The 19,520-nt window shown below is 57.1% G+C and carries 19 protein-coding genes; 8 read left to right on the top strand and 11 right to left on the bottom strand.

Annotation, left to right across the window (positions count from 1 at the left end; all coding sequences use genetic code 11):
* Positions 1-35: 35 nt before the first annotated feature.
* Positions 36-509 (bottom strand): methylated-DNA--[protein]-cysteine S-methyltransferase, encoded by a 474-nt coding sequence (locus ACTG27_RS11850; protein ID WP_439979717.1) that lies wholly within the window; start codon positions 507-509, stop codon positions 36-38.
* Positions 506-2,050 (bottom strand): AlkA N-terminal domain-containing protein, encoded by a 1,545-nt coding sequence (locus ACTG27_RS11845; protein ID WP_439979716.1) that lies wholly within the window; start codon positions 2,048-2,050, stop codon positions 506-508. The genes ACTG27_RS11850 and ACTG27_RS11845 overlap by 4 nt, the downstream gene beginning before the upstream one ends.
* A gap of 408 nt (positions 2,051-2,458) precedes the next feature.
* On the opposite strand from ACTG27_RS11845, the gene ACTG27_RS11840 reads away from it, so the two are divergent.
* From ACTG27_RS11840 to ACTG27_RS11815, 6 genes are all read left to right on the top strand, one after another.
* On the top strand, positions 2,459-2,848 hold the full coding sequence (locus ACTG27_RS11840) for a type IV pilin protein (protein WP_043822788.1): 390 nt from the start codon (positions 2,459-2,461) through the stop codon (positions 2,846-2,848).
* A gap of 1 nt (position 2,849) precedes the next feature.
* Positions 2,850-3,269 carry a GspH/FimT family pseudopilin gene (locus ACTG27_RS11835; RefSeq protein ID WP_005338751.1) on the top strand — a complete coding sequence of 140 codons (420 nt, stop codon included), beginning with the start codon at positions 2,850-2,852 and terminating at the stop codon, positions 3,267-3,269.
* Complete coding sequence (locus ACTG27_RS11830; RefSeq protein WP_043822785.1) at positions 3,266-3,658, top strand: type IV pilus modification PilV family protein; 393 nt, start codon at positions 3,266-3,268, stop codon at positions 3,656-3,658. The genes ACTG27_RS11835 and ACTG27_RS11830 overlap by 4 nt, the downstream gene beginning before the upstream one ends.
* On the top strand, positions 3,652-4,212 hold the full coding sequence (locus ACTG27_RS11825) for a PilW family protein (RefSeq protein ID WP_043822783.1): 561 nt from the start codon (positions 3,652-3,654) through the stop codon (positions 4,210-4,212). Before ACTG27_RS11830 ends, ACTG27_RS11825 begins: the two co-directional genes overlap by 7 nt.
* The gene (locus tag ACTG27_RS11820; RefSeq protein ID WP_043822781.1) at positions 4,209-5,840 is read left to right on the top strand and encodes a DUF7305 domain-containing protein; all 1,632 of its coding nucleotides are present in this window, start codon (positions 4,209-4,211) and stop codon (positions 5,838-5,840) included. Before ACTG27_RS11825 ends, ACTG27_RS11820 begins: the two co-directional genes overlap by 4 nt.
* Positions 5,841-5,934: 94 nt before the next feature.
* A complete protein-coding gene (locus tag ACTG27_RS11815; protein WP_439979715.1) occupies positions 5,935-6,336 on the top strand; it encodes a glyoxalase/bleomycin resistance/dioxygenase family protein in 402 nt (133 codons plus the stop codon).
* A gap of 135 nt (positions 6,337-6,471) precedes the next feature.
* Here ACTG27_RS11815 and ACTG27_RS11810 read toward each other — a convergent pair whose 3' ends face one another.
* From ACTG27_RS11810 to ACTG27_RS11795, 4 genes are all read right to left on the bottom strand, one after another.
* Entirely contained in the window at positions 6,472-7,950 is a 1,479-nt protein-coding gene (locus tag ACTG27_RS11810) for a carboxypeptidase M32 (protein ID WP_439979714.1), read from the bottom strand.
* Between the two features lie 139 nt (positions 7,951-8,089).
* Positions 8,090-8,671 (bottom strand): DNA endonuclease SmrA, encoded by a 582-nt coding sequence (gene smrA, locus ACTG27_RS11805; protein WP_005338734.1) that lies wholly within the window; start codon positions 8,669-8,671, stop codon positions 8,090-8,092.
* 187 nt (positions 8,672-8,858) lie between these two features.
* On the bottom strand, positions 8,859-9,038 hold the full coding sequence (locus tag ACTG27_RS11800; protein ID WP_005338733.1) for a DUF3149 domain-containing protein: 180 nt from the start codon (positions 9,036-9,038) through the stop codon (positions 8,859-8,861).
* Positions 9,039-9,174: 136 nt separating this feature from the next.
* On the bottom strand, positions 9,175-10,062 hold the full coding sequence (locus tag ACTG27_RS11795) for a TraB/GumN family protein (protein WP_439979713.1): 888 nt from the start codon (positions 10,060-10,062) through the stop codon (positions 9,175-9,177).
* Between the two features lie 88 nt (positions 10,063-10,150).
* Here ACTG27_RS11795 and ACTG27_RS11790 point away from each other — a divergent pair, with 88 nt between their 5' ends.
* Positions 10,151-10,483 (top strand): DUF1904 family protein, encoded by a 333-nt coding sequence (locus tag ACTG27_RS11790; protein ID WP_439979712.1) that lies wholly within the window; start codon positions 10,151-10,153, stop codon positions 10,481-10,483.
* Positions 10,484-10,575: 92 nt separating this feature from the next.
* Here the strand turns inward: ACTG27_RS11790 and ACTG27_RS11785 are convergent, their stop codons facing one another.
* The 4 genes from ACTG27_RS11785 to ACTG27_RS11770 all read right to left on the bottom strand — a co-directional run bounded on the left by ACTG27_RS11785 (position 10,576) and on the right by ACTG27_RS11770 (position 16,421).
* The gene (locus tag ACTG27_RS11785) at positions 10,576-11,403 is read right to left on the bottom strand and encodes an SDR family oxidoreductase (RefSeq protein ID WP_421209872.1); all 828 of its coding nucleotides are present in this window, start codon (positions 11,401-11,403) and stop codon (positions 10,576-10,578) included.
* A gap of 141 nt (positions 11,404-11,544) precedes the next feature.
* Entirely contained in the window at positions 11,545-12,990 is a 1,446-nt protein-coding gene (locus ACTG27_RS11780; protein WP_439979711.1) for an OprD family outer membrane porin, read from the bottom strand.
* A gap of 512 nt (positions 12,991-13,502) precedes the next feature.
* The gene (locus tag ACTG27_RS11775; RefSeq protein WP_439979710.1) at positions 13,503-15,431 is read right to left on the bottom strand and encodes a methyl-accepting chemotaxis protein; all 1,929 of its coding nucleotides are present in this window, start codon (positions 15,429-15,431) and stop codon (positions 13,503-13,505) included.
* A gap of 105 nt (positions 15,432-15,536) precedes the next feature.
* Positions 15,537-16,421: a DMT family transporter gene (locus ACTG27_RS11770; RefSeq protein WP_120414915.1), complete on the bottom strand. Its 885-nt coding sequence runs from the start codon at positions 16,419-16,421 to the stop codon at positions 15,537-15,539.
* A 409-nt stretch (positions 16,422-16,830) separates the two neighbouring features.
* Between ACTG27_RS11770 and ACTG27_RS11765 the strand changes: the two genes are divergently transcribed.
* Complete coding sequence (locus ACTG27_RS11765) at positions 16,831-18,165, top strand: tyrosine-type recombinase/integrase (protein ID WP_421246603.1); 1,335 nt, start codon at positions 16,831-16,833, stop codon at positions 18,163-18,165.
* A 9-nt stretch (positions 18,166-18,174) separates the two neighbouring features.
* On the opposite strand, the gene ACTG27_RS11760 is transcribed toward ACTG27_RS11765, so the two are convergent.
* A complete protein-coding gene (locus ACTG27_RS11760; protein ID WP_439979709.1) occupies positions 18,175-19,197 on the bottom strand; it encodes a hypothetical protein in 1,023 nt (340 codons plus the stop codon).
* Between the last annotated feature and the right edge of the window lie 323 nt (positions 19,198-19,520).

Raw genomic sequence — 19,520 nt, 5'->3', positions numbered from 1 at the left:
CAATTTTTTATCGCAGGTGCTCTACTCAGACTCCTTTAATTGCCCCTCTCCAGCGCCAGCAGTGCTTTTTTAATCTCCAATCCCCCCGCATAGCCGGTCAGGCTGCCGTTTTGGCCGATCACCCGATGGCAGGGAACGATGATCGAGAGCGGATTGCGGCCGTTCGCCGCGCCTACTGCCCGCACTGCCTCGGGTTTGCCGATGGCTCGGGCAATATCGCTGTAGCTGCGGGTCTCGCCGTAGGGGATGTCGCACAGCGCTTGCCACACCGCCTGCTGAAAGGCAGTACCACGGGCGGCAAGGGGCAGGGAGAAGCGCTGCAAGCGACCGGCAAAATAGGCGTCAAATTCGGCGAGGAAGGGAGCCAGTGCCCCGTGATCTTGCTGCCAGCCACTCATATCGGGCAGTGCCCGCAGGCCCGCCACAAAGTCTACGTGTACCAGACCAGATTCATTGAGGGCAACCAGCAGCTCGCCGCAGCGGGTTGGCAGGATATCGTAGCGGATCATGGTGTTATCTCCTGTTGTTGGGTATCTGGCTGTTGTTCGTTGCCAGTGGCACGGAGCAGCAAATCGGGCGCTTCGCTCATGGCGTGCCACAGCCAGCTGGCCGCATAGCTGCGCCATGGCTGCCATGCTGCGCTTTGCGTCAACACCTTCTTCACCGGCAGCTTGGTGCCGCCTCCGAGTGCCTTTTGCAGCACCAGATCGGAAGCGGGGAAGGCATCGGTATCCATCCCGCAGCGCAGCCGCCAGTAAGAGACCGTCCAGGGGCCTATGCCCGGTAGTGCCAGCAACTGCTCATCACTGGCTGTCGTGAGGGTCAGCTCGCCGCTGGCCAGCACCTGCGCCACGCCACGCAGGGTACGAATGCGGCTGCCGGGCATGCCGATGCCGTCGAGATCGAGTTCGCACAACTTGGCGGGGGTCGGTAGTTGCGCCACCCCGAATTGCGCCTCGGTACGGGCTACCAGCCGCCCGAGTATGGTGATGGCCCCCTTGACCGACACCTGCTGGCCGACGATGGCACGCAGCATCACCTCGTATTCGTCCCAGCCACCCGGCAGCCGCACGCCGGGCCAGCGCGCCTGCAAACGGGCGAGCAGCGGATCCTGACCGAGCAGATCACCGATCCGCTGCATGTCGGCATCGAGATCCCACATCCGGCGCACCCTATAGAGCAGATCGGGCAGCGCAGCGAGCGGCAGATCATGGACGGTGAGTTGCAGGCTGTGCCCCTTGCCCTGCGCGATGCGCACCAGCGCGACCTGATCGCCGACCCGGTAGCGCCGCTCATACACCTCGCCATCTACCCGCTCCAGCCCCGGGATTGCCCGCAGCCGGTAGAACGCCAGCATGGCCGCTACGTCATACGGGGGGCGGTAGGGCAGTTGCAGCGTCAGGATTGCGCCGCGCGGTTGATCGCTCATGTGTTCTGGCGCGTTACCGTGTGCCTCTTGTTGGCGCAGGGTGCGCGGGGCCAGCCCGTAGGCGTTGAGCCAGGCGTCATTGAAGCGGCGGATGCTGGCAAAGCCGGCGGCAAACGCGATGTCGGTAATGGGCAGCCCGGTTTCAGTCAGCAGCCGTTTCGCGAGCAGCAGGCGACGCGTCTGCTCCACCTGTTTTGGTGAGGCGCCGAGATGTTGCTCGAACTGGCGGCGCAGGGTGCGTTCGCTGATCCCTGCCTCAGTGGCCAGTTTGGCGAGCGTGCCTTCCGCCAGCTCGCCGCGATCGATGCGCGCCAGCAGACGTGCCAGTTCAACCGGCAGATCGCCACGGGCTGCGGGGGCCAGCTCTGGGCGGCAACGCAGGCAGGGTCGCAGCCCATACTGCTCGGCGGCCGCGGCGCTTTGGAAGTAGCGCACATTGTGCTCGTGGGGTGGCCGTGCCGGGCAGACTGGCCGGCAGTAGATGCCGGTCGAGAGCACGCCGGTAAAGAAGCGGCCATCAAAGCGAGCATCGCGGGCGAGCCGTGCGGCATGGCACTGCTCACGGCTGAGGGTGTTGATCACCTCATCTTGTGACGACTCTTGGCTGGGCTTTGCATTCATGGTGTGGGCGGCTTTGCTGGAATAGATGGCAAGAGAGTAAGGGGGCTCAGGGGCTGTGACTAGCCAGAAACGGACAGGGATAGCAAAAATTGGCCAAAGGTTTTTTTGCTCTTTTATTGCACGGCCGGGTTTCACTCTTCGTCACGCTGTTATTCATGTATCGCGGCTCGACAGAAGGGGGCATAACGGACGGGTCGTAGGCACGATTGGCTTAGCTTTATTTGCTTAGCGAGATTAGTGGCGGCGAAAACTGCTTAAAAATTAATAACAGATCACATAACTATCTTTTTTACATTGAGTGTGGTGATTTTGTGTTGTTCAATCGAGTCAGTTAATTTTTGATGATTATTAAGTCATCACATCTGCGGCCTTAGGCCGAGCAATAACAACACTTGCCAAGGATGATAAGTGAACGACTGTAAGGCATGGCGCCATTGCCGGGGCTTTAGTCTGATCGAGTTGTTGATCGCCATGACGGTTGTCAGCATTCTCGCGGCCATCGCGTTGCCAGCGTATCAGGGTTATCTGCAACAGGGACGCCGTTACGAAGCGCAGCAGCAATTGCTGGAGCAGGCGCTCGCCCTCGAACGTATCTATACCCAACAGGGCCGCTATCCCGACACGTTTGCCACCCCTGCCAACACGGATTTCTACCAGTTCAGCTACAGCCAGCAAGATGCTGGCGACTACCTGCTCAAAGCCATTCCAACGACGCGACAACAGGATGAGTGCGGCACTCTGACCCTCGATCAGACCGGTTATCGCGCGGCCAATCGCCATGACTGCTGGGGATCATAAGATGAACGTGCGCGGATTTACTCTGATTGAGTTGATGATCACGGTCGGCATCGCCGCCATCTTGCTATTGGTCGGGTTGCCCTCCATGAGTCAGCGCCTCGCGGCCGAACGGCTCGATCGCAGTGCGACCGAACTCGCGTCAGCCTACCGCTTTGCCCGCAGCGAAGCGGTCAAGCTGACCCTGCCAGTGGTACTGCAGGGCACCGAGAACGGTGGCTGGGAGGTGATGGCTGACAGCAAGTTGCTGCGTCAGGCGGCAGCACCTGCTGGCGGAGTGGTGATCAAGCCGTTTGACCCCATCCAGATCGCGCCAACCGGCAGTAGCAGCCACGCCGAGATCATTCTGGCCAATCGCCTCGGTGAGCAGCGGGTGCTCTGCGTGGCCCCGAGCGGCCAGCTGCTGCAAGGGAGCTGCTCATGAGGCACGCCGCACTTGCCCGCCAGCAGGGCTTCAATCTGGTGGAGATCATGGTCTCCATGGTGTTGGCGGTGATGGTGTTTCTCGGTCTCGCCAAGGGGCAGGTGGTCTCGTTGCAGCAGGCGCATTACAGCTTGCAGAGCACCCTGGCTACGATCGAGGCGAGCAACAGCGTGGAGCAGATCTGGAGTTCGCTGTGTGAAGTGCAGCGCAAGCCCGAGCGGTTCACCCAGTCCGATTTTCTTGCCCGCTTCACCCTGCACGAGGGCCACCGGCTGGTGCTACCGAACCGTTATAGCGACAACTTTGTGGTCGCCATCGAGTGGCAGGATGAGCGGGTCTCCGGCGCCAAGCGGGTGGAGCTGAACGCAGGATTTCCGCCCTTATGCTGAGCATCCCCTCACGGCAACGAGGCGTCAGTCTCGTCGAGCTGATGATCTCCATGGTGCTCGGTCTGATGCTGATGCTGGCGATTTTTGCCGGTTACGCCCCAATCAAGAGCACGGTCGAGCAGAGCAAGGCGCTGGAGCAGGCGAACGAAGTGTTGCGCTTTGCCACTCTCACCTTTACCAACAGCATCAAGCAGGCGGATCAGCTGATAGCCGTGACCCCTGATCGCCTGACGCTTGCCTTCAAGGTAGAGGGGGGCAGTCAGGTGCTCTCCTGCCTTGGCAACCAGAAAACCGCCGATTTTACCGAGCAGTACCGCTTCACGCCGCCGGTACTCAGTTGCGATGACGGTGATGGCCCGCGCCTGTTGCTGGCCCATCTTCAGGATCTTGAATTCGGCCAGCAGGGTGCACTGGTCAATATCCGCATCTTGCCCGAAGGGCTGCCGAGCTATCTGGCGCCGGGAGTAGAGGTGCAGGTGGCCCGCCGCAAGGCGGTCTGGGCGGCAGCGTTGGCCACATCCGGTGCCAACGCCACAGCAGGGGGAGCGGGATGAACAAGGGATTGCAGGGGCAGCGGGGAGCCGTACTGCTGGTGGTGCTGGTGGTGAGCCTGCTGTCGAGTCTGCTGGTGTTTACCAGCATTCAGGAGAACCAGTTGCAGACTCGCCTGAGCGGCAATTTTCACAAAAAGATCAATGCGCAGCTCAGTGCTGAGCAGGGGATGAACGAGAGTTATCGTGCCCTGCATCAGGCCCTTGGCGCTGAACCACGGATAGAGTGGGCTCAACTGGTGCAGAAGGTGCCAAGCAAGGGCGAAGGGGCCATGGCGGGCAGCCGCTTTAGCATCGAACAGCTGGATGCCTCCGCCGGCAGCAAGTTGGCGTTGCAGAGCCATGGCCGTTATCTGGAGGGCAATGCCAGCCTCAACGCGCTGTTTGCTCTCAAGCGCGAGCCGGGCAATCTCATCTTTCAGGATTCGGTGGTGGCGTGTGAAGGGCTAAGCCTCTCCGGTAGCGGTTTTATCGACAGCTACGATTCGCGCAAGGGGGCGTACAAGGAGTCTGTTTCCGGGACTCTTAATCAGGGGCAAAACGCCAAGGTGGCGACTGTCAGCGACAAGGCCAATGTAGTGCTCGCCGGGCACTCCCCCATCTGGGGTGATGTGCGGGCGACCGGCGCGGTGACCTTGAACGGCTCTTCACCTGTTGCAGGTAATGTACTTGCTGGCGGCGATATCACCATTTCTCCCTCTGATGGGGTCGTCAGGGTTGAGGGAAGCGTGAACGGGAGTGGAAATTTTGCCTTGCAAGGGGGGCATATTGCCGGAGCTGTTGCAATCAATGGTGATGTCTCTATGGGTCATGGCACAAGCATTGCTGGCGACAAGTTGAACTATGGTGGGAACGGGGCATTCCTTGATGCCAAGCATCAGAAGTATCTGGATCCCCAATACCGCACTCATCCCAAGCTGCCACCCGTGGCCGGGCAGGTGTGTGACCCGCTCAATGTGGCCGCGCTGCCCAAATCGTTCCCTCCTGCAACGCTGCCCATCAATGGCCCGCTGACGCTCGGGGCCACCCAGCAGATGGTGCTGACCACGGATCCCTCCACCGGCTCGGTCACCAGCAGCAACCAGCACAAGCCCGGGCTGCCGCTACCCGGCAAGGGGGAGCTGTTTGGCAAGGATCAGACCATTTATCAGCTCGACAGTCTCAATATGGGGGCCGATGCCACACTCACCATCAAGGGGGATGTGGTGCTGCTGATCGACAAGGATTTCACCATGACTGGCAGCAACAAGTTGACGGTGAGCGAGGGGAGCAGCCTGACCCTGATCGTCAGCGGCAAGGTTGATCTCGGGGCCGGTGCCGAGGTGACGGCAGTCAAGCAGGGGCTGACCGCTGGCGGTACGCCTGCTATCTCCCTCTATTCCGCGTATAGCGGCAAGGATGGGGTCAAGCTGTCGGGCAATACCCCGCTCTATGCCGCTCTCTATGCCCCGCTCACCGAGATGAAGATCAGCGGAAGTGGCGGTTTGTACGGGGCGGTGCGTGCCAAGCACCTGAACGAGAGCGGTGCGGGCGGGGTGCACTATGACGAGGCGCTGGGCATGGCAGATTTGGGGGATGAGCAGGGGCCGCCTCCGACGTTGGCACTGCGGCAGTGGCACTTTGTGCAGTGAGGCTGGCGAGCCGCTAAAAAGGATCGAATGAGGCACGCAACTGTGAGATGGTGGAGATCTGTCCACCCAGTCGTTCACTGTTGAGGAGTGCTCCATGCCAGGCCCCGCTCGCGCCGGTGCCCTGATCTATGCCAAGGATCCGGGCCTGCTGACCCACTTTTACCGTACATTGCTGCAGATGGTGGTTTGCAGTCAGGATGAACAGTTGGTGGTGCTGGAAAACAGCGATATCCAGCTGCTGATCCACGCCATTCCCGAGCCTTATGTCGGGCAAGTTGTTATCAAGCAGCCGCCAGCACTGCGGGAAGAGGGGGCCATCAAGCTGTTCTTCACCGTCTCCAGCCTCGCCTGGGCGGAAGCGAAGGCGGCGGATCTCGGCGGCGGCCTGCTGCCACAGCAGTGGACGGGGCCCGGCTTTGTGGTGCGCAACGCCTTCGACCCGGAGGGCAATATCCTGCAGCTGCGCGAGTTGCTGGGTTCCCCGGATCCCCTCTGAACTCCCTATTTTTACAGCATTGTCGTGACGGCGTGCTGTGCCATGCACCGCCATAAAAATGAACCGCCATAAAAACGGGGCCCTGTAGTGGTTAACTAAAAAGGGCCCCGTTCTGCTGTTAGCTTACTGCGCTCATTACTTCAGGTAGCGCTGTTCCAGATGCTGGCGCAGCCAGTGCGGGTTGAGCGCTTCACCGGTGGCACGGCGCACCAGCTCGTCGGTGCTGTGCAGGCTCCCCTGTGACCAGATGTTGCGTCCGAGCCAGCCGAAGATTTCCGGCAGGCGGCCCGCCGTGATCACCTCACCCATGCTGCCCAGCTCTTTCTCGAGGGCAAAGCGCAGCTGGGCGGCATACATGGCGCCCAGGGTGTAGCTCGGGAAGTAGCCGAACGAGCCGTCGGTCCAGTGAATATCCTGCATGCAGCCATTGCGGTAGTTGCCCTTGGTAGAGAGCCCCAGCCACTGCTGCATCTTGGCGTCCCACAGCTCGGGGATGTCGGCCACCTCGATCTTCCCTTCCACCAGATCGCGCTCCAGCTCGTAGCGCAGGATAACGTGGGCCGGATAGGTCACCTCGTCCGCATCGACCCGGATAAAGCCCGGTTCGACCCGGCTGTAGAGCTTGGTCAGATTGTCCGGCGCAAACGCCGCCTGTTCGCCGAAGTGGTGACGAATACGTGGCGCCAGCAGCGCGAGGAAGGCCGGATGATGCCCCAGCTGCATTTCACAAAACAGGCTCTGGCTCTCGTGGATTGCCATGGAGCGTGCTTCGGCCACCGGCTGACCCAGCAGATGGCGCGGCAGCCCCTGCTCGTAACGGGCGTGACCGGTTTCGTGCACTATGCCCATCAGGCTGGAGACAAACTCCTGCTCGTTATAGCGGGTAGTGATCCGCACGTCGGTCGGCACCCCGCCACAGAAGGGGTGACTGCTCACATCGAGGCGGCCATGTGCGAAATCAAAGCCGAGCAGCCCCATTACCTCCTGACCGAGCGCCTGCTGGGTGGGGATGGGGAAGGGGCCTTGCGGCAGCAGCAGGGCATCGCCCTTTTGTTGTTCACTCACGGTCTGGATAAGAGCCGGCAGCCAGCTGGCGAGATCGCCGAAGATCTGATCGAGCCGTGCGCTGGTCATGCCCGGCTCATAGAGGGCCAGCATGGCGTCGTAGGGGCGCACGCCAAGCGCATCGGCTCGCAGTTGCGCCACTTCACGGGAGAGTTTCACCACCTCCTCGAGATTGGGAGCAAAACCGGCCCAGTCGTTGTTCTTGCGCTGGCTGCGCCAGGCGTGCTCGCACTTGCTGCCAGCGAGCGACAGCGCTTCGACCAGCTCACCGGGCAGCAGGCTGGCATCTTGCCACTGGCGCTTGATTTCGCCGAGGTTGGCGCGTTGTACTTCATCCAGCGGCTCACTCTCGGCCTTGGCAATCCAGTCGCCCAGCTCGGGAGCGGTACGCTTCTGGTGGATTAGCAGACCGAGTTCGGCCATCGCTTCGGCGCGGGCATCGTTGCCCCCTTCCGGCATCATGGCCGCCTGATCCCAGCCGCAGATGGCGGCGAGGTGGCTAAAGCGGTGGATCTGCTGCTGATGTTGTTCAAGCTTTTGATATGACATGGGATTGTCCTTGTTATCGTCCCTGATGGTATGCCGCCCCGTACCTGGCATGATCGGGGCCGTTCGATGCTAACACCGCCGCTGTATAGTTGACCACCTTCATGCAGGTGGGCCAAAGGCGTGGGGGGCGAAACGCGGATTAGCCGAGCCGCTTCTGGTGCCGTTCGCGGTTTTCCGCTTTTTTGCGTTCGCTTTTGCGCAGCAGCACATAGAGCGCGCCGCTGCCGCCGTGGCGACGCTCTGCGCTGTGGATCGCCATGACGGCGGGCAGTTGCGGCAACCAGGCGCTCACATAGCTTTTCAGCAGGGCGCGCGGGGTGCTGCGCTCCCCCTTGCCGTGCAGGATCAGCAGGCAGCGGATATCCCGGACTTCACAATCTGCAATGAACTGCACCAGCGTCTGGCGCGCTTCGTTGAGGGTTTTCTGGTGCAAGTCCAGGCTGGCCTGCAGCTCGTATTTGCCGAGCCGCAGCTTCTTGTAGACCCCCTCCTGCACCCCATCGCGTTTGAAGCCGACGATTTCGTGCGGATCGCGCATCTCGATGGCCTCCATGGTGAGGTGGTCGAGGGCGAGTTGCTCGGCGGTGGCAGCCTGACGGCGAGCGAGCTGCGCCTCGGTCGGGGCGGATTTGGCCGCATGGGGATGGATGTTGTCGCTGCGAATGGGCCGCACGTCGGCCACTTCATTCATAAATAGCGAGAGTTCGTCGTTATGAGACACGGCAGGCTCCCCATAAGAAAAAGTGGGGGTCATTATAACGGTCGCAACCGGCACAGAAAACGGGGAAAGGGAGAGGGGATAAGGGGCGCCCAGCATGGGCACTGGTGCAGATTGGCCCAGGAATCACAGTCGCGAACCATAAAACAGTACAGGCGGTCAGTGTGAGCTGCCGCCTGTGGTCAGAGGATTATTTTCCCTCTTTGGGTTGTTGAGAATGGGGTTGCTGTGAATGAGGTGGTTGCGAGTGCATCACCTTGTAGATGAAGTAGGCCGCGTAAGAGCTGATGAGCAAGAAGGTGCCGATAATCACCAGCATCGACATCAATCCCACGCTGTTGCCAAACATCAGGTCCAGCCAAAAGTCCATTTTATTGCTCCTGTCACCCGGTTGATGACAAGCATGATAAATACCTCTTTGCCCCGTCCGGGATGATCCCGATCAACTCCCTTGCAGGTTGTTTAATAACCAGTGCGATCTGTGATCGTTCTCACTGGACTCCTTGCTACCGAGCCTGCACCGGACCTGGAGTGGTGAGCGGGGTAATGCGCCACCCTTGCTGCTCCAGCAACGCCAGCAACCCCTGCTCGCCATAAAGGTGCAGGGCGCCTACCACGATAAAGCTCTCGTTGGGCAGGGTGGACCATTTCTTCAGCCAGTTATGGTTGCGCTCGGCCAGTAGGGTCTGCTCCATCCAGCTTTGTAGCGCGGGCGGGGCCATCTCATCCTTGAGCAGATTGATCAGCGTCGCCTCATCTCCCTGCTGCCATGCCTTCATCACGGCGGCGAAACCACTCTCCAGCATTGGTAGCTCATCCAGGGTGCTGGCGAGCATCAGGGTCTGGTTGTCACCCACGCTGGCCAGATAACCGAGCTGCTCCAGCAGGGTTTCAAAACCCACTACCTGTTTGCCCTCTTTGGCGGCCCGGGTGGCAAAGTGCTGGTCTATCCCGAGTTCACTCTTGAAGTCGGAGCGGGCCATGGCGGCCTGGGTCAGGGTAATGGCGGCAAACCATGGGCGCAGGGTGGCGAGGGTCGCCTCGTTGATGCCATAGCGGGACCCCGCCATCAGGGTGCGTTGATAGAGCTCGGCAGGCAGATGATCCTTGAGCGGTTTGCCATCCACCAGTCGGGTGAGGGAGGCGGTCTGTTGCCACTGATCCGGCGTGATGCTGTTCATGTCCACCTCCATCACCAGTGCGCGACTCTGCAGCCAGGCCCGTTCCACCGGCTCGGGCAGAGGATAGAGGGCTGGTTTGCCCGCATGGATGGAGCCCAGCAACCAGTGTTGCTGGTTGCCCTTGCTCACCCGATAGAAGGCGGGATCGGCAAAGGCGTGCAGCGGTAGCAGCAGGCAGAGCAGGAAGGCAAAGAGGGTGCGATGAAATCTCATGGGGATCCTTAATATGCGCCGGGTGACTTCTCTTGCTGAAAATAACTCCTATGATAAGTCCTCATTTCAGATAACCAAGAGGTTTGCCATGCCCCATCTTCGTTTTCGCGCCGTGACGATCGATACCCTGCAACAGGTGAGCGGCCCGCTGCTGGCCGAGCTTTGCGAGCTGACCGGCGGCAAGCCGGAGTTTGTCACCATGGAGCGGGTGGAGAGCTGCTGGAGCCGCAACGGCGAGCCAGAGGCGGGATTTCCGTTTGTCGAGCTGCACTGGTTCGAGCGACCACAAGAGATGCAGGACGCCGCCGCGCGCCTTATCACGCGCCATTTGAAACGGGTGCTGGGGGAGCAGACCTATGTGGTGGTGCAGGTGATCCCTCTGGTCAAGAGCGCCTACTACAGCAATGGCGAGCACTATTGAAGAGAGGGACAAACCAGGTTGGCGGGACAGGTGACGCCGCTATCCGGCTAACGCCACCTGGGCGACCGGGTACTTGGTCGCCAATCACGGGATCAGGCTGATTTGGCCAGCAGTTTATCGAGCCAGCGAGTGGGCAATACCCGTCGCAAGAAGGCAAACAGCCGGGTCGGCGTGGTCACCGGATAGCGCGCCTTGGGATGGGCGTGGGTCAGCGCATGGAGCAGCGGCGGGATGCAGGCTTCGCTTGGGAGGGTAAAGCCGCTGGTGGCCCCCTCTTTTTCCAGCCGCGTCAGGGTCTGGCGGTAGGCCGACTGATGACGGCTCTGGGCCGGATCGATGTGCCGCAAGAAGGCGCTGCGCGCATTGGCACGAAAACGGGTATCGATGGGGCCCGGTTCAATCAGGCTGATATATACACCGCTACCCGCCAGTTCGAGGCGCAGAGTGTCGCTATAACCTTCCAGCGCAAATTTGCTGGCGTTGTAGGCACCGCGATACTTCATGGCAACCAGCCCCAGTACCGAGCTGTTCTGCACTATCCGACCCTCTTTGGCCTCCAGCATCGGCGGCAGCACCTGACGGATCAGATGGTGCCAGCCAAACAGGTTGGTATTGAACTGCTCCCTGAGCGCTTCGGTGGGCAGATCTTCCAGCGCCCCGGGTTGGCCATAAGCGCCATTGTTGAACAGGCCATAGAGGCGCCCGCCTGCCAGATGGAGCGCCGCACTGGCACCCAGCTCGATGGAGGCAGAATCCGCCAGATCCAGCTGTACTGCGAGCAATCCCTGTTGCTGCAAACGGGCCACATCTTCCGCCTTGCGCGCCGAGGCGATCACGGTAAAACCGTGCTGCCCGAGCGCCTGTGCGGCGGCGAGGCCAATACCGCTGGAACAACCGGTGATGAGAACAAAACGGGGCATGATGGCGTCCTTGTGACTGCTGACAAAAGCGTACGGGCTGGTGAGCGGATAAAATCCTTATCCGGCTCGCATGTTAGCCTGCCAACCGGTAAAAAGAAAACCGGGCCAAGTGGCCCGGTTTGCTGACATCGTATTGCCTGATTACATGAAGGTAAGCGGCATGATGATGTGGAACTTGACGTCGTGCTCGGAGGCGAAGATGTTGGGGTAATCGGTCCAACCGCCGCCCTGGCTGATGTCGTTGTTGTAGTCGGTGTAGTGCAGTTTGAACAGGGTGCCTTTCAGCTTGCCATCCTGCACGGTATAGGTGACATCGAAGTTGGCTGCCCATTCGGTATCTTCACCGTTGGCTGCTTTCTTGCCTTGACCAGTTTCGATATCCCAACCGTAAGCACCGGATACACCGACGGACCAGCCAGGAGCACCAACCAGGTCATCCAGAGAACGGGTCACGCCGAAGAACAGCGCTTTCTCGTTGTTGGCGTTCCAGTCAGAGCGGGAGTCCCACCAAATTTCGTTGGCACCCTGGGAGTTGGCGTAGCCACGGGTCAGACGGGGCAGGTAGTTACCTTCCGCACCTTCAGCCTTGGTCCACAGACCTTCCAGACGGAAGCCGTACGGGCCCATGCCCCAGGCAGCTGTCAGAGCTTGTTGCCATGCCAGACCGTCATAAGTCTCGATCTGGGAAGCGCCCTTGGTGTAGGTCTCGGTCTCGGAACCGTAGAACTGGTAGCTGGTGGACAGGCCGCCCAGTACGTCAAATTTGTGAGCCAGTTTGAAGTGGTAGCTGTCCATGTAGCCTTCGGACTGACCGAAAGAACCGGTCACTGCAGTGCCATTTTCGAAGGTGTAACGGGCTGCGATACCGTGGATGTAGTCGATGACGTTTTCATCAGCGAACGGATCCATCCACGCTTTGGCACGGGAGAATACCTGAGTCTCTTTGTACCAGGGTGCCTTGTACTCGTCAGCGATGGCGTAGGTCAGGTAGAGGCCACCGAAGTTACCTTCAACTTGACCACCACGATAGGTACCCGGCTGATAAGACCAGTTAACACCGATTTGGCCAGGGACATACAGCTGGGTATAACCACCCTTGGCAGTGATGCCGCCGTCCAGGAATTTCAGCTTCATCGCTGCGTTGGAGAGGCTGAAACCACCTTGGGAGCCATCTTTGGCGTTGTTGCCCCAAGAACGGCCAGCGAAGGAGAATTCGTTTTCCTGGTTGACCGGGTGATTTTCGGTAACGGCCAGGTCATAGGCACCGAAGCCGCCCAGATCCAGACCTACGGTGTCCCAGGCATAACCGGAGTTGAAGTTGAGAGCGGCTTGAACGGTGGAATGGCTCAGGTTGGACTGGTATTTGCCTTCTTTCTTGGCTGCAGTCGGGTCACCATCGATGCGCTGACGATCACGCTGGAAGTAGAACAGACCGCCGGTCAGTTTGGAGTCTTTAACGAAGGTTTCATAGGATTGGCCGTATTCCGGGCTCATCATATCCTGAGCTGCCAACGCCATACCGGGGGCGACCAGAGCGGCTACCACAGCGGCACTCAAAGCGGCGCGCTTGAAGATCACTTTTTCCATTTTTATTGCTCCTGATTTTATGGACTTAGCTTTTTTTTTCCGGCAGTTGGCATCGGGCCTACCGCTCGGTATTGGCATTGCAATCAAAACCCCGAAGGGCAAAAAATATTGTCTTGGCTACCTGCAAACCCGGATGTCTTGGCACATCTGTAGTTGGCAGTCCTGATCATCACATGTTGTTTTTTTATGTTCCGATTCTTGGCTATCGGACAACCCCAAGAGTACGTTCGCGGTGCGAAATATCAATGAAAAGTTCCCTCAACGTTTCAAAAGTATGACCGAGTGCAAATAATCATGGGCAAGGTCGTAAACAGCCTCATGGCAGGTATCACGGTGATGAGAGCGTTTTCTTGAGGCTGCGGCCAGCGCCAGTGCGGGTTTTCATCCGGTACGGGGGAAGAGGTGTCAGTTAACCTGCTGATAACAAATAATTTTGTGCTACAAAAAAACTTTCCCTCTGGTCGAGGGAAAGTGATCTGGCAAAGATGTGGGGCGAATAGGGGTCAGCCTTGCTAGCCGAGGATGCGGGGGATCTGCTGCGCCTGATGGTGGATATGGGACGAGACCTGCACTGAGAGCTGACTCACCTGACGGGCATGCTGATGGATACGGGTGATCAGATCGGCAAAACTGGCCAGCTTGTGTTCCTGACTTTTGGCGTTGTCGGCGCCCTGCAGGGCGATCACTGCGGTGTTGCGGGCGATCTCCCGCACTGCCTGGGTGGTCTGGCGCAGTTGTTCTGCCTGCGCCCGCTGGCGGCTTGACTCGCTGGTGATCCGGTTCAGTACAGTGCCAAGCTGTTCACCGGATTGGGTCAGACGCCCCAGAATATCGGTGATCTGGTTGAGGGATTGCTGGGTGTTAGCTGAGAGGTGGCGCACTTCATCGGCAACCACTGCGAAACCGCGTCCCTGTTCCCCTGCGCGGGCCGCTTCGATGGCAGCGTTGAGGGCTAGCAAGTTGGTCTGCTGAGCGATATGACCGATCACATCGACAATGGCCGTCACATCGGCAACCGAGCGGGTGAGGGCTTGCAGTGCCTCATCGCTCTCGTCAATCGCCAGTCCGGTCTGATGAGTGGCATGCAGCATGCTCCCCACCAGATCTTCGCTTTGGCTCATCGCCTGTTCGTTATGGTGGGCATGCTGGGCGATGTCGGCGGCAACCTGATGAACCTCTCCGGCCAGCTGGTTCAGCTCATCCATCATCTGGCCACTCTCGTCGACCACCTGTTCGGTGGTGCGGGTGCTGTGGTGGATCTCGTCAACCTGACTGACCATCCCTTGCAGACTGAGGGATACCGCTGACAGCTGCCCCTCTTTTTGCTGTTGGTCCAGTTGCAGACGACCGATCAGCCGATTGTAGCTGGCAACAATATCGGCCAGCTCGTTGCGATCGCGCCCGGTAGGCAACGGCTCGGCCTGCCCCGTCTGATCGAGCTGTAGAAAGGCTCCACGCAGTCGCAACAAGGGGGTGAGCAGCCAACGTCGTTGCACCAGCGCAAACAGCAGGGCGACTATCACCAGACAGAGCGCCAGCGTGCCGAGGATGGTGGCCAGCTCCTGATTGACGGCTTGCCGTTCGCGGGCAAGTTGTTCCCCCATCTGTCTGGTCGCTTGCAACATCGCCATGATGTCTTGCTGCACGGTCTGGCGGCCAGCCTGTTGCTGTTGCAGCGCCGCACGGCTGTTGGCCAGCTCCTGTGGATAGCGGCCCAGCAGCGAGCGTAATTCGCTGCGCGGTTGATCTCCCAGCTCCTTGCGTACCGGCTCCCCCAGCGTGAACTCATCGGCGGGCGCCTCTTCATACAGGCCGAGCAGTGGCAAGGCGTGCAGCGCTTGGGCCTGTTTTTGCAGTGCCTCCAGCTCGAAGCGGATCCCTTCGAGCAGCTTCTCATTGCCCTGTTCCATATAGCTTTGGCGCAAATGGGCGAGGCGCGGCAGGCTCGCCAGGATCTCGGCTGCGCCGCTGCGATATTGCTGTGCTGCGGCAGATTGTTCCGTGCTGGCGCCTTGCTCCCCATAGCGGATCAGCGCCATGGCCTGGCTGCCCAGCTCACTCTCCGCATTTTGCAGTAGCAGCTGGCTGTTGCCCGAGAGCTTGCCTGCGGCCTGATAGTCGTGCGCGATGCGCTGCGCCATCTGCTCGAGTTGCTGCCTGAGCGGGGCCGCCACGGCATCATCCTGAGCGGCCAGCGAGGAGAGCGCTTGCTGGCGGACTTTCTCCGCTGCTGTCAGTTGCTGTGGATCGCCGCTGTTGAGGTAGTCACGCAGGCTGTTTTGCAGGGTCACTGTCACCAGTTGTTGCAGCGTCTCGTGCTGATGCTGGGCCTGATTGGTACGGGCAAGCTGTTGCCAGCCGTGGTAGAGGGCCAGCGCCTGTCCTCCCGCAACCAGTAACAAAACAAGGGAGGAGAGGGTGGCGTAATGGGCGATTTTCACGGGGTAATTCCTGTCAGCACAGACCATGGGGGAGCGTGGCCAGAGCCTAAACAGGGATGATGGCGTTTTTATGACAGCATGGTCAGGTAGCCCTATCTTGCCGGCTTAACTGGCTGGGGATGCCAGTGCTCTGTTGCGTTGGCCCAGCATACCGAGCAGGGCGCCTCCCATAATAAGTGCACCGGCCAGCAGATGGCGCGAGGTCAGCTCTTCTCCGTTCAATGCCACTAACAGCAAAGTACTCAGCAGCGGTGTCAGGTAGGCAAGGGCACCGATCCGGCGTGGATCGCCGTCTCGCAGTGCCAGATACCAGGTCACAAAGGCCGCCCCCATCGGGCCCAGCGCCAGCCCGATGATGAGGCTCCAGTCACTGGTGGGGATCTGCGCGAGTGGCAGGGGCCCCTCCAGCAGACGGGCGAGCAGCAGTGCCAGCAAACCAGCGGGCAGGCAGGCTGCCGCAGTGACCACGGCAGGGGCTGGCGGCAGACGGCGTGATAGCACCGAATAGGCCCCCCAGACGACAGCTGCACCGAGCGCCAACAGGTATCCCGGCAGATAGGCCTGCTGCAGTTGCAGCTCGCCATTGACCATCACCAGCATGGAACCCGCCAGACCGAAGGCGCCAGCCAGCAGGTGACGGGCATGGAGTGGATGGCCGGGCAACAACAGCGGGGTGAACAGAATGATGCAGAGCGGCCAGAGGTAGTTGATGAGGTTTGCCTCCAGCACCGGGGCATGGCGAAAGCTCATAAAGAGCAGCAGATGGTAGAGCAGCAATGCCGTAACCGTCACCAGCCAGGTAATCGGGCGAGCGCGCCATTGGCGCCAAAACGGCAAAGCCCCGACCCCGCAGAACAACAGCACCAGCCCGACCAGCACCAGCGGTGACACGCTGGTGACCCGTGACGTCAGCGCCGCCAGGGAAGCCCACAGGACAATGGTCAGCAAGGCAAAACCGGTGGATCTATCCCACCAGGAACATCCGGACATCCAACACTCCTTTGCAAGATGAAACAGGGCTTGGCCTCAAAGACAAGCCAAAGAGAAGCAGTCTATCAGAGAGAGCGCATGCTCTGAACGCAGAAAGGAGAGGGTCATTACGGTTGGATGGTCGGATTCATTGTCGCCAAAGACGACCAAGGGGTTGGCATCGTGATGATGCCAACCCCTTGTTTTATATGGCGCTCCCGACTGGAGTCGAACCAGTGGCCTGTCCCTTAGGAGCCAAGGTCTGCAGTGTTTCAGAAGGTTTTATAAAGTTGAATTATGGATGGTAATTCATTGTTTTTAATGTTTATTTTTCTTGTTGTGGGTTTCAGCTAGTTTCATGAAGTCTCACCCTATATCATGTTTGCTGTGGTACCCCAAGTGGTACCCCAAACAGGGGGGAGAGAATGCTATGGCAAGAAAACCGGTAACGCAGGATCGAGAGATCCCCTCATTGATTTTGCAAGGGGAGGCTTCGATTACCCGCTACGCGGTGAAATCTCCCCATGGCGGTGGATTAGCTATTGAGGTTAGGGCAGGGAAGAGCAAGCGGTTTGTCTATCGTTATCGGATTGCTGGTACTCAGGCGACAGTTGTTCTGGGTAATTACCCTGCGTTGTCGTTGGCGCGAGCTAGGCTTGAGCATGCAGAGCTGGCTGCCCTGGTAAAGAAAGGGATTGATCCACGCAAGCATGTTGCTAGTGAAAAGGCTAAAAATGAAACGGCCCTGACGATGGATGAGTTGCTTGGACGATGGCTTGATGCGCAGCGTGTTGCTGAGGTTGTCAAACCCAAAACCCTCCAATGTCATCAGGAGCGTTGGAATCGTCATCTCAAGAAAACTCTGGGCAATATTCGTTTAATCGATCTGACTCGTGCCCACTTGGCGCAAGCGTTAGAGATAACCCGACGTGCAACAAAAGACGAAACCCGTAAGGGGTTGGGAACGCTGAACCAGATGTTGGATTATGCGGTGGTTCACTGCCTGATTGAGGCCAATCCTGCGAGACTGTTGCGACCCAAGGATTTTGGTGCCAGTGCCGGTTCGCCAAGAGAGAGATGGTTGACAGTCCCAGAATTGCGCAGGCTATGGAAGGCGATTGATGAGGATCTTGGGAGTGGTGGTAGCTTGGCGGCTGGAGGGCGTGGTGTTTCTCGACATGCAACGATTTCTTTACCTGCCGCGAATGCGATTAAGTTATTGATCCTAACCGGATGTCGTAGAGGTGAAGTCGCTAATATGCGTTTTTCACATATTAGAGACGATATCTGGACGATCCCTGATACTAAAAATGGGAAGCCACATTCGGTATTCTTATCTCGACAGGCGAAAGCGTTGATTGAGGAACAGGCGCTATATGTAAACGGTGACTTTGTTTTTGAATCAGACAGACCCAAAAGTGACGTAATTGAGCCAATTTTAGTTGACTCGATAACCAGAGCTTTAAGACGTTTCATTTCTCGTTCATTATCTGATATGGAGCCATTTACCGTACATGATTTACGGCGTAGTGCTGCAACCAATTGGGCTGAGAGATTAGATGCAGAAGAGAGAGTTATTGAATTATGTCTGAATCATCTCCCACTCAATAAATTGGTTAGAACCTATCATCGTTCGCGACATGATGATAAGAAAAAAATGCTATGGCAACGCTGGGGCGAGTTGGTTGAACTTGAAGTAGCCAATGAGCCACAAAAAACTAACCCTCATGGAAATGTTATTGAATTTGTAAGAAAAGCAAAATAAAAAGGCGGACTAGTGTCCGCCTTTTTTTATTTTGTCATACTCTTCTCTAATCAGTCTTGTGACTACCTCATTTTTTCTTCTATCTGTGTTTTCACAAACAAAGTCTAGTTTTTTAATAATATCTTCGGATAGCACAATACTTACCGCCTTTTTACCATTATTTTTATCACGATATGCCTTTTGTGACCAAGCAGATTTCATATTCTTCTTTAATAAAGATCTCTTATCTTGGTACTCATTAAGTAAATCAAATGTTGTTATGATACCGAGAAGTTTGTCTAGCCTGTGATTATCATTTATAAACCAATCTGGAGCCGCGTCCTTGTGTATATATGACCACGCCCAGTTAATTTTATCTGGATCATTTTTAGGTATCCAAGTCTCCAAATCATCATAGTTTCTTATGTTAGTCCATTTATTTTCCAATGTTTTTATGTTTTTTTCTTTCTCACTTAGTGAAACATCCCACGTGTCAAAAAAAGAAATCACATTGCGTTTGATAATTTTGTTGTTGGTTGGATTGAGCTCAACAAATCTAAATGCATCTTGTTGCAAGCCAAAAGATATATAGTGGGGCTCTTTGATGATATTTTCTGGTGAGATATATAGTGTTTTTTCAAATTTTGTGCTGTTTGTGTTGAAGTTATGCCCCAAAACAAAGTCTGCATCACTAACCAATTCAATTTTTTCTTTAGCACATTTTATATATGCCCATATAAAATTACATAGTCGATCATTATCAGTGTTTATCCACTCGAAATATGTTTTATCTAAGCATTCTGCCTTAAGGATTTCATTGATGTATGCAATGCCGGAATAAGAAATACCATTTTTTATCATATTGTTGTGTAAAGCTCGAATGTTAACTCTATTTATTGTTTTTTCGTTGTTTATTTTTAATTCATGAAGTAAGGCATCATGTCGTCGTTCAAGGGGTTTGAATTTTTTAATTTCAATCCTGTGAATATTACAAATGAAAGATAGCTCTCTTTCGGATAAAGACATTAAAGGAGCACCTACTACTTCAGCCATTAAAACCTCCAATTACTAAGTAATTTTGAGATTGCTTTCATCTTGTTTATGGTTTGTTTATATGTTGTTTTTGATGTTTTATCAATTGGTTTTAGTTGTTTTTTTTGAGTGGTATGGCCCATTTAGCCTTACTTTTACTGGTTACTAGCAGAACAGTACCGATGTAGAGATGGTTGAAGTAGATCCTGCATGTAGCTGAGGTAGACTGTTACGAGGTGTGCTGACTCTTTGTTTTATCTAAGTCATGAGGGGGAGGTGTTAGGTTTAATGTATTAACGAGATCTTCAGACAGATGAGAGGTACGCATTCAGTATTTAATTCTC

It is taken from the genome of Aeromonas sp. 97A, from assembly GCF_051919185.1.
GTDB classification, from domain to species: Bacteria; Pseudomonadota; Gammaproteobacteria; order Enterobacterales; family Aeromonadaceae; genus Aeromonas; species Aeromonas veronii.
The sequence above is the reverse complement of the archived record's forward strand: the minus strand, read 5'-3'. Positions and strand labels throughout refer to the sequence as shown.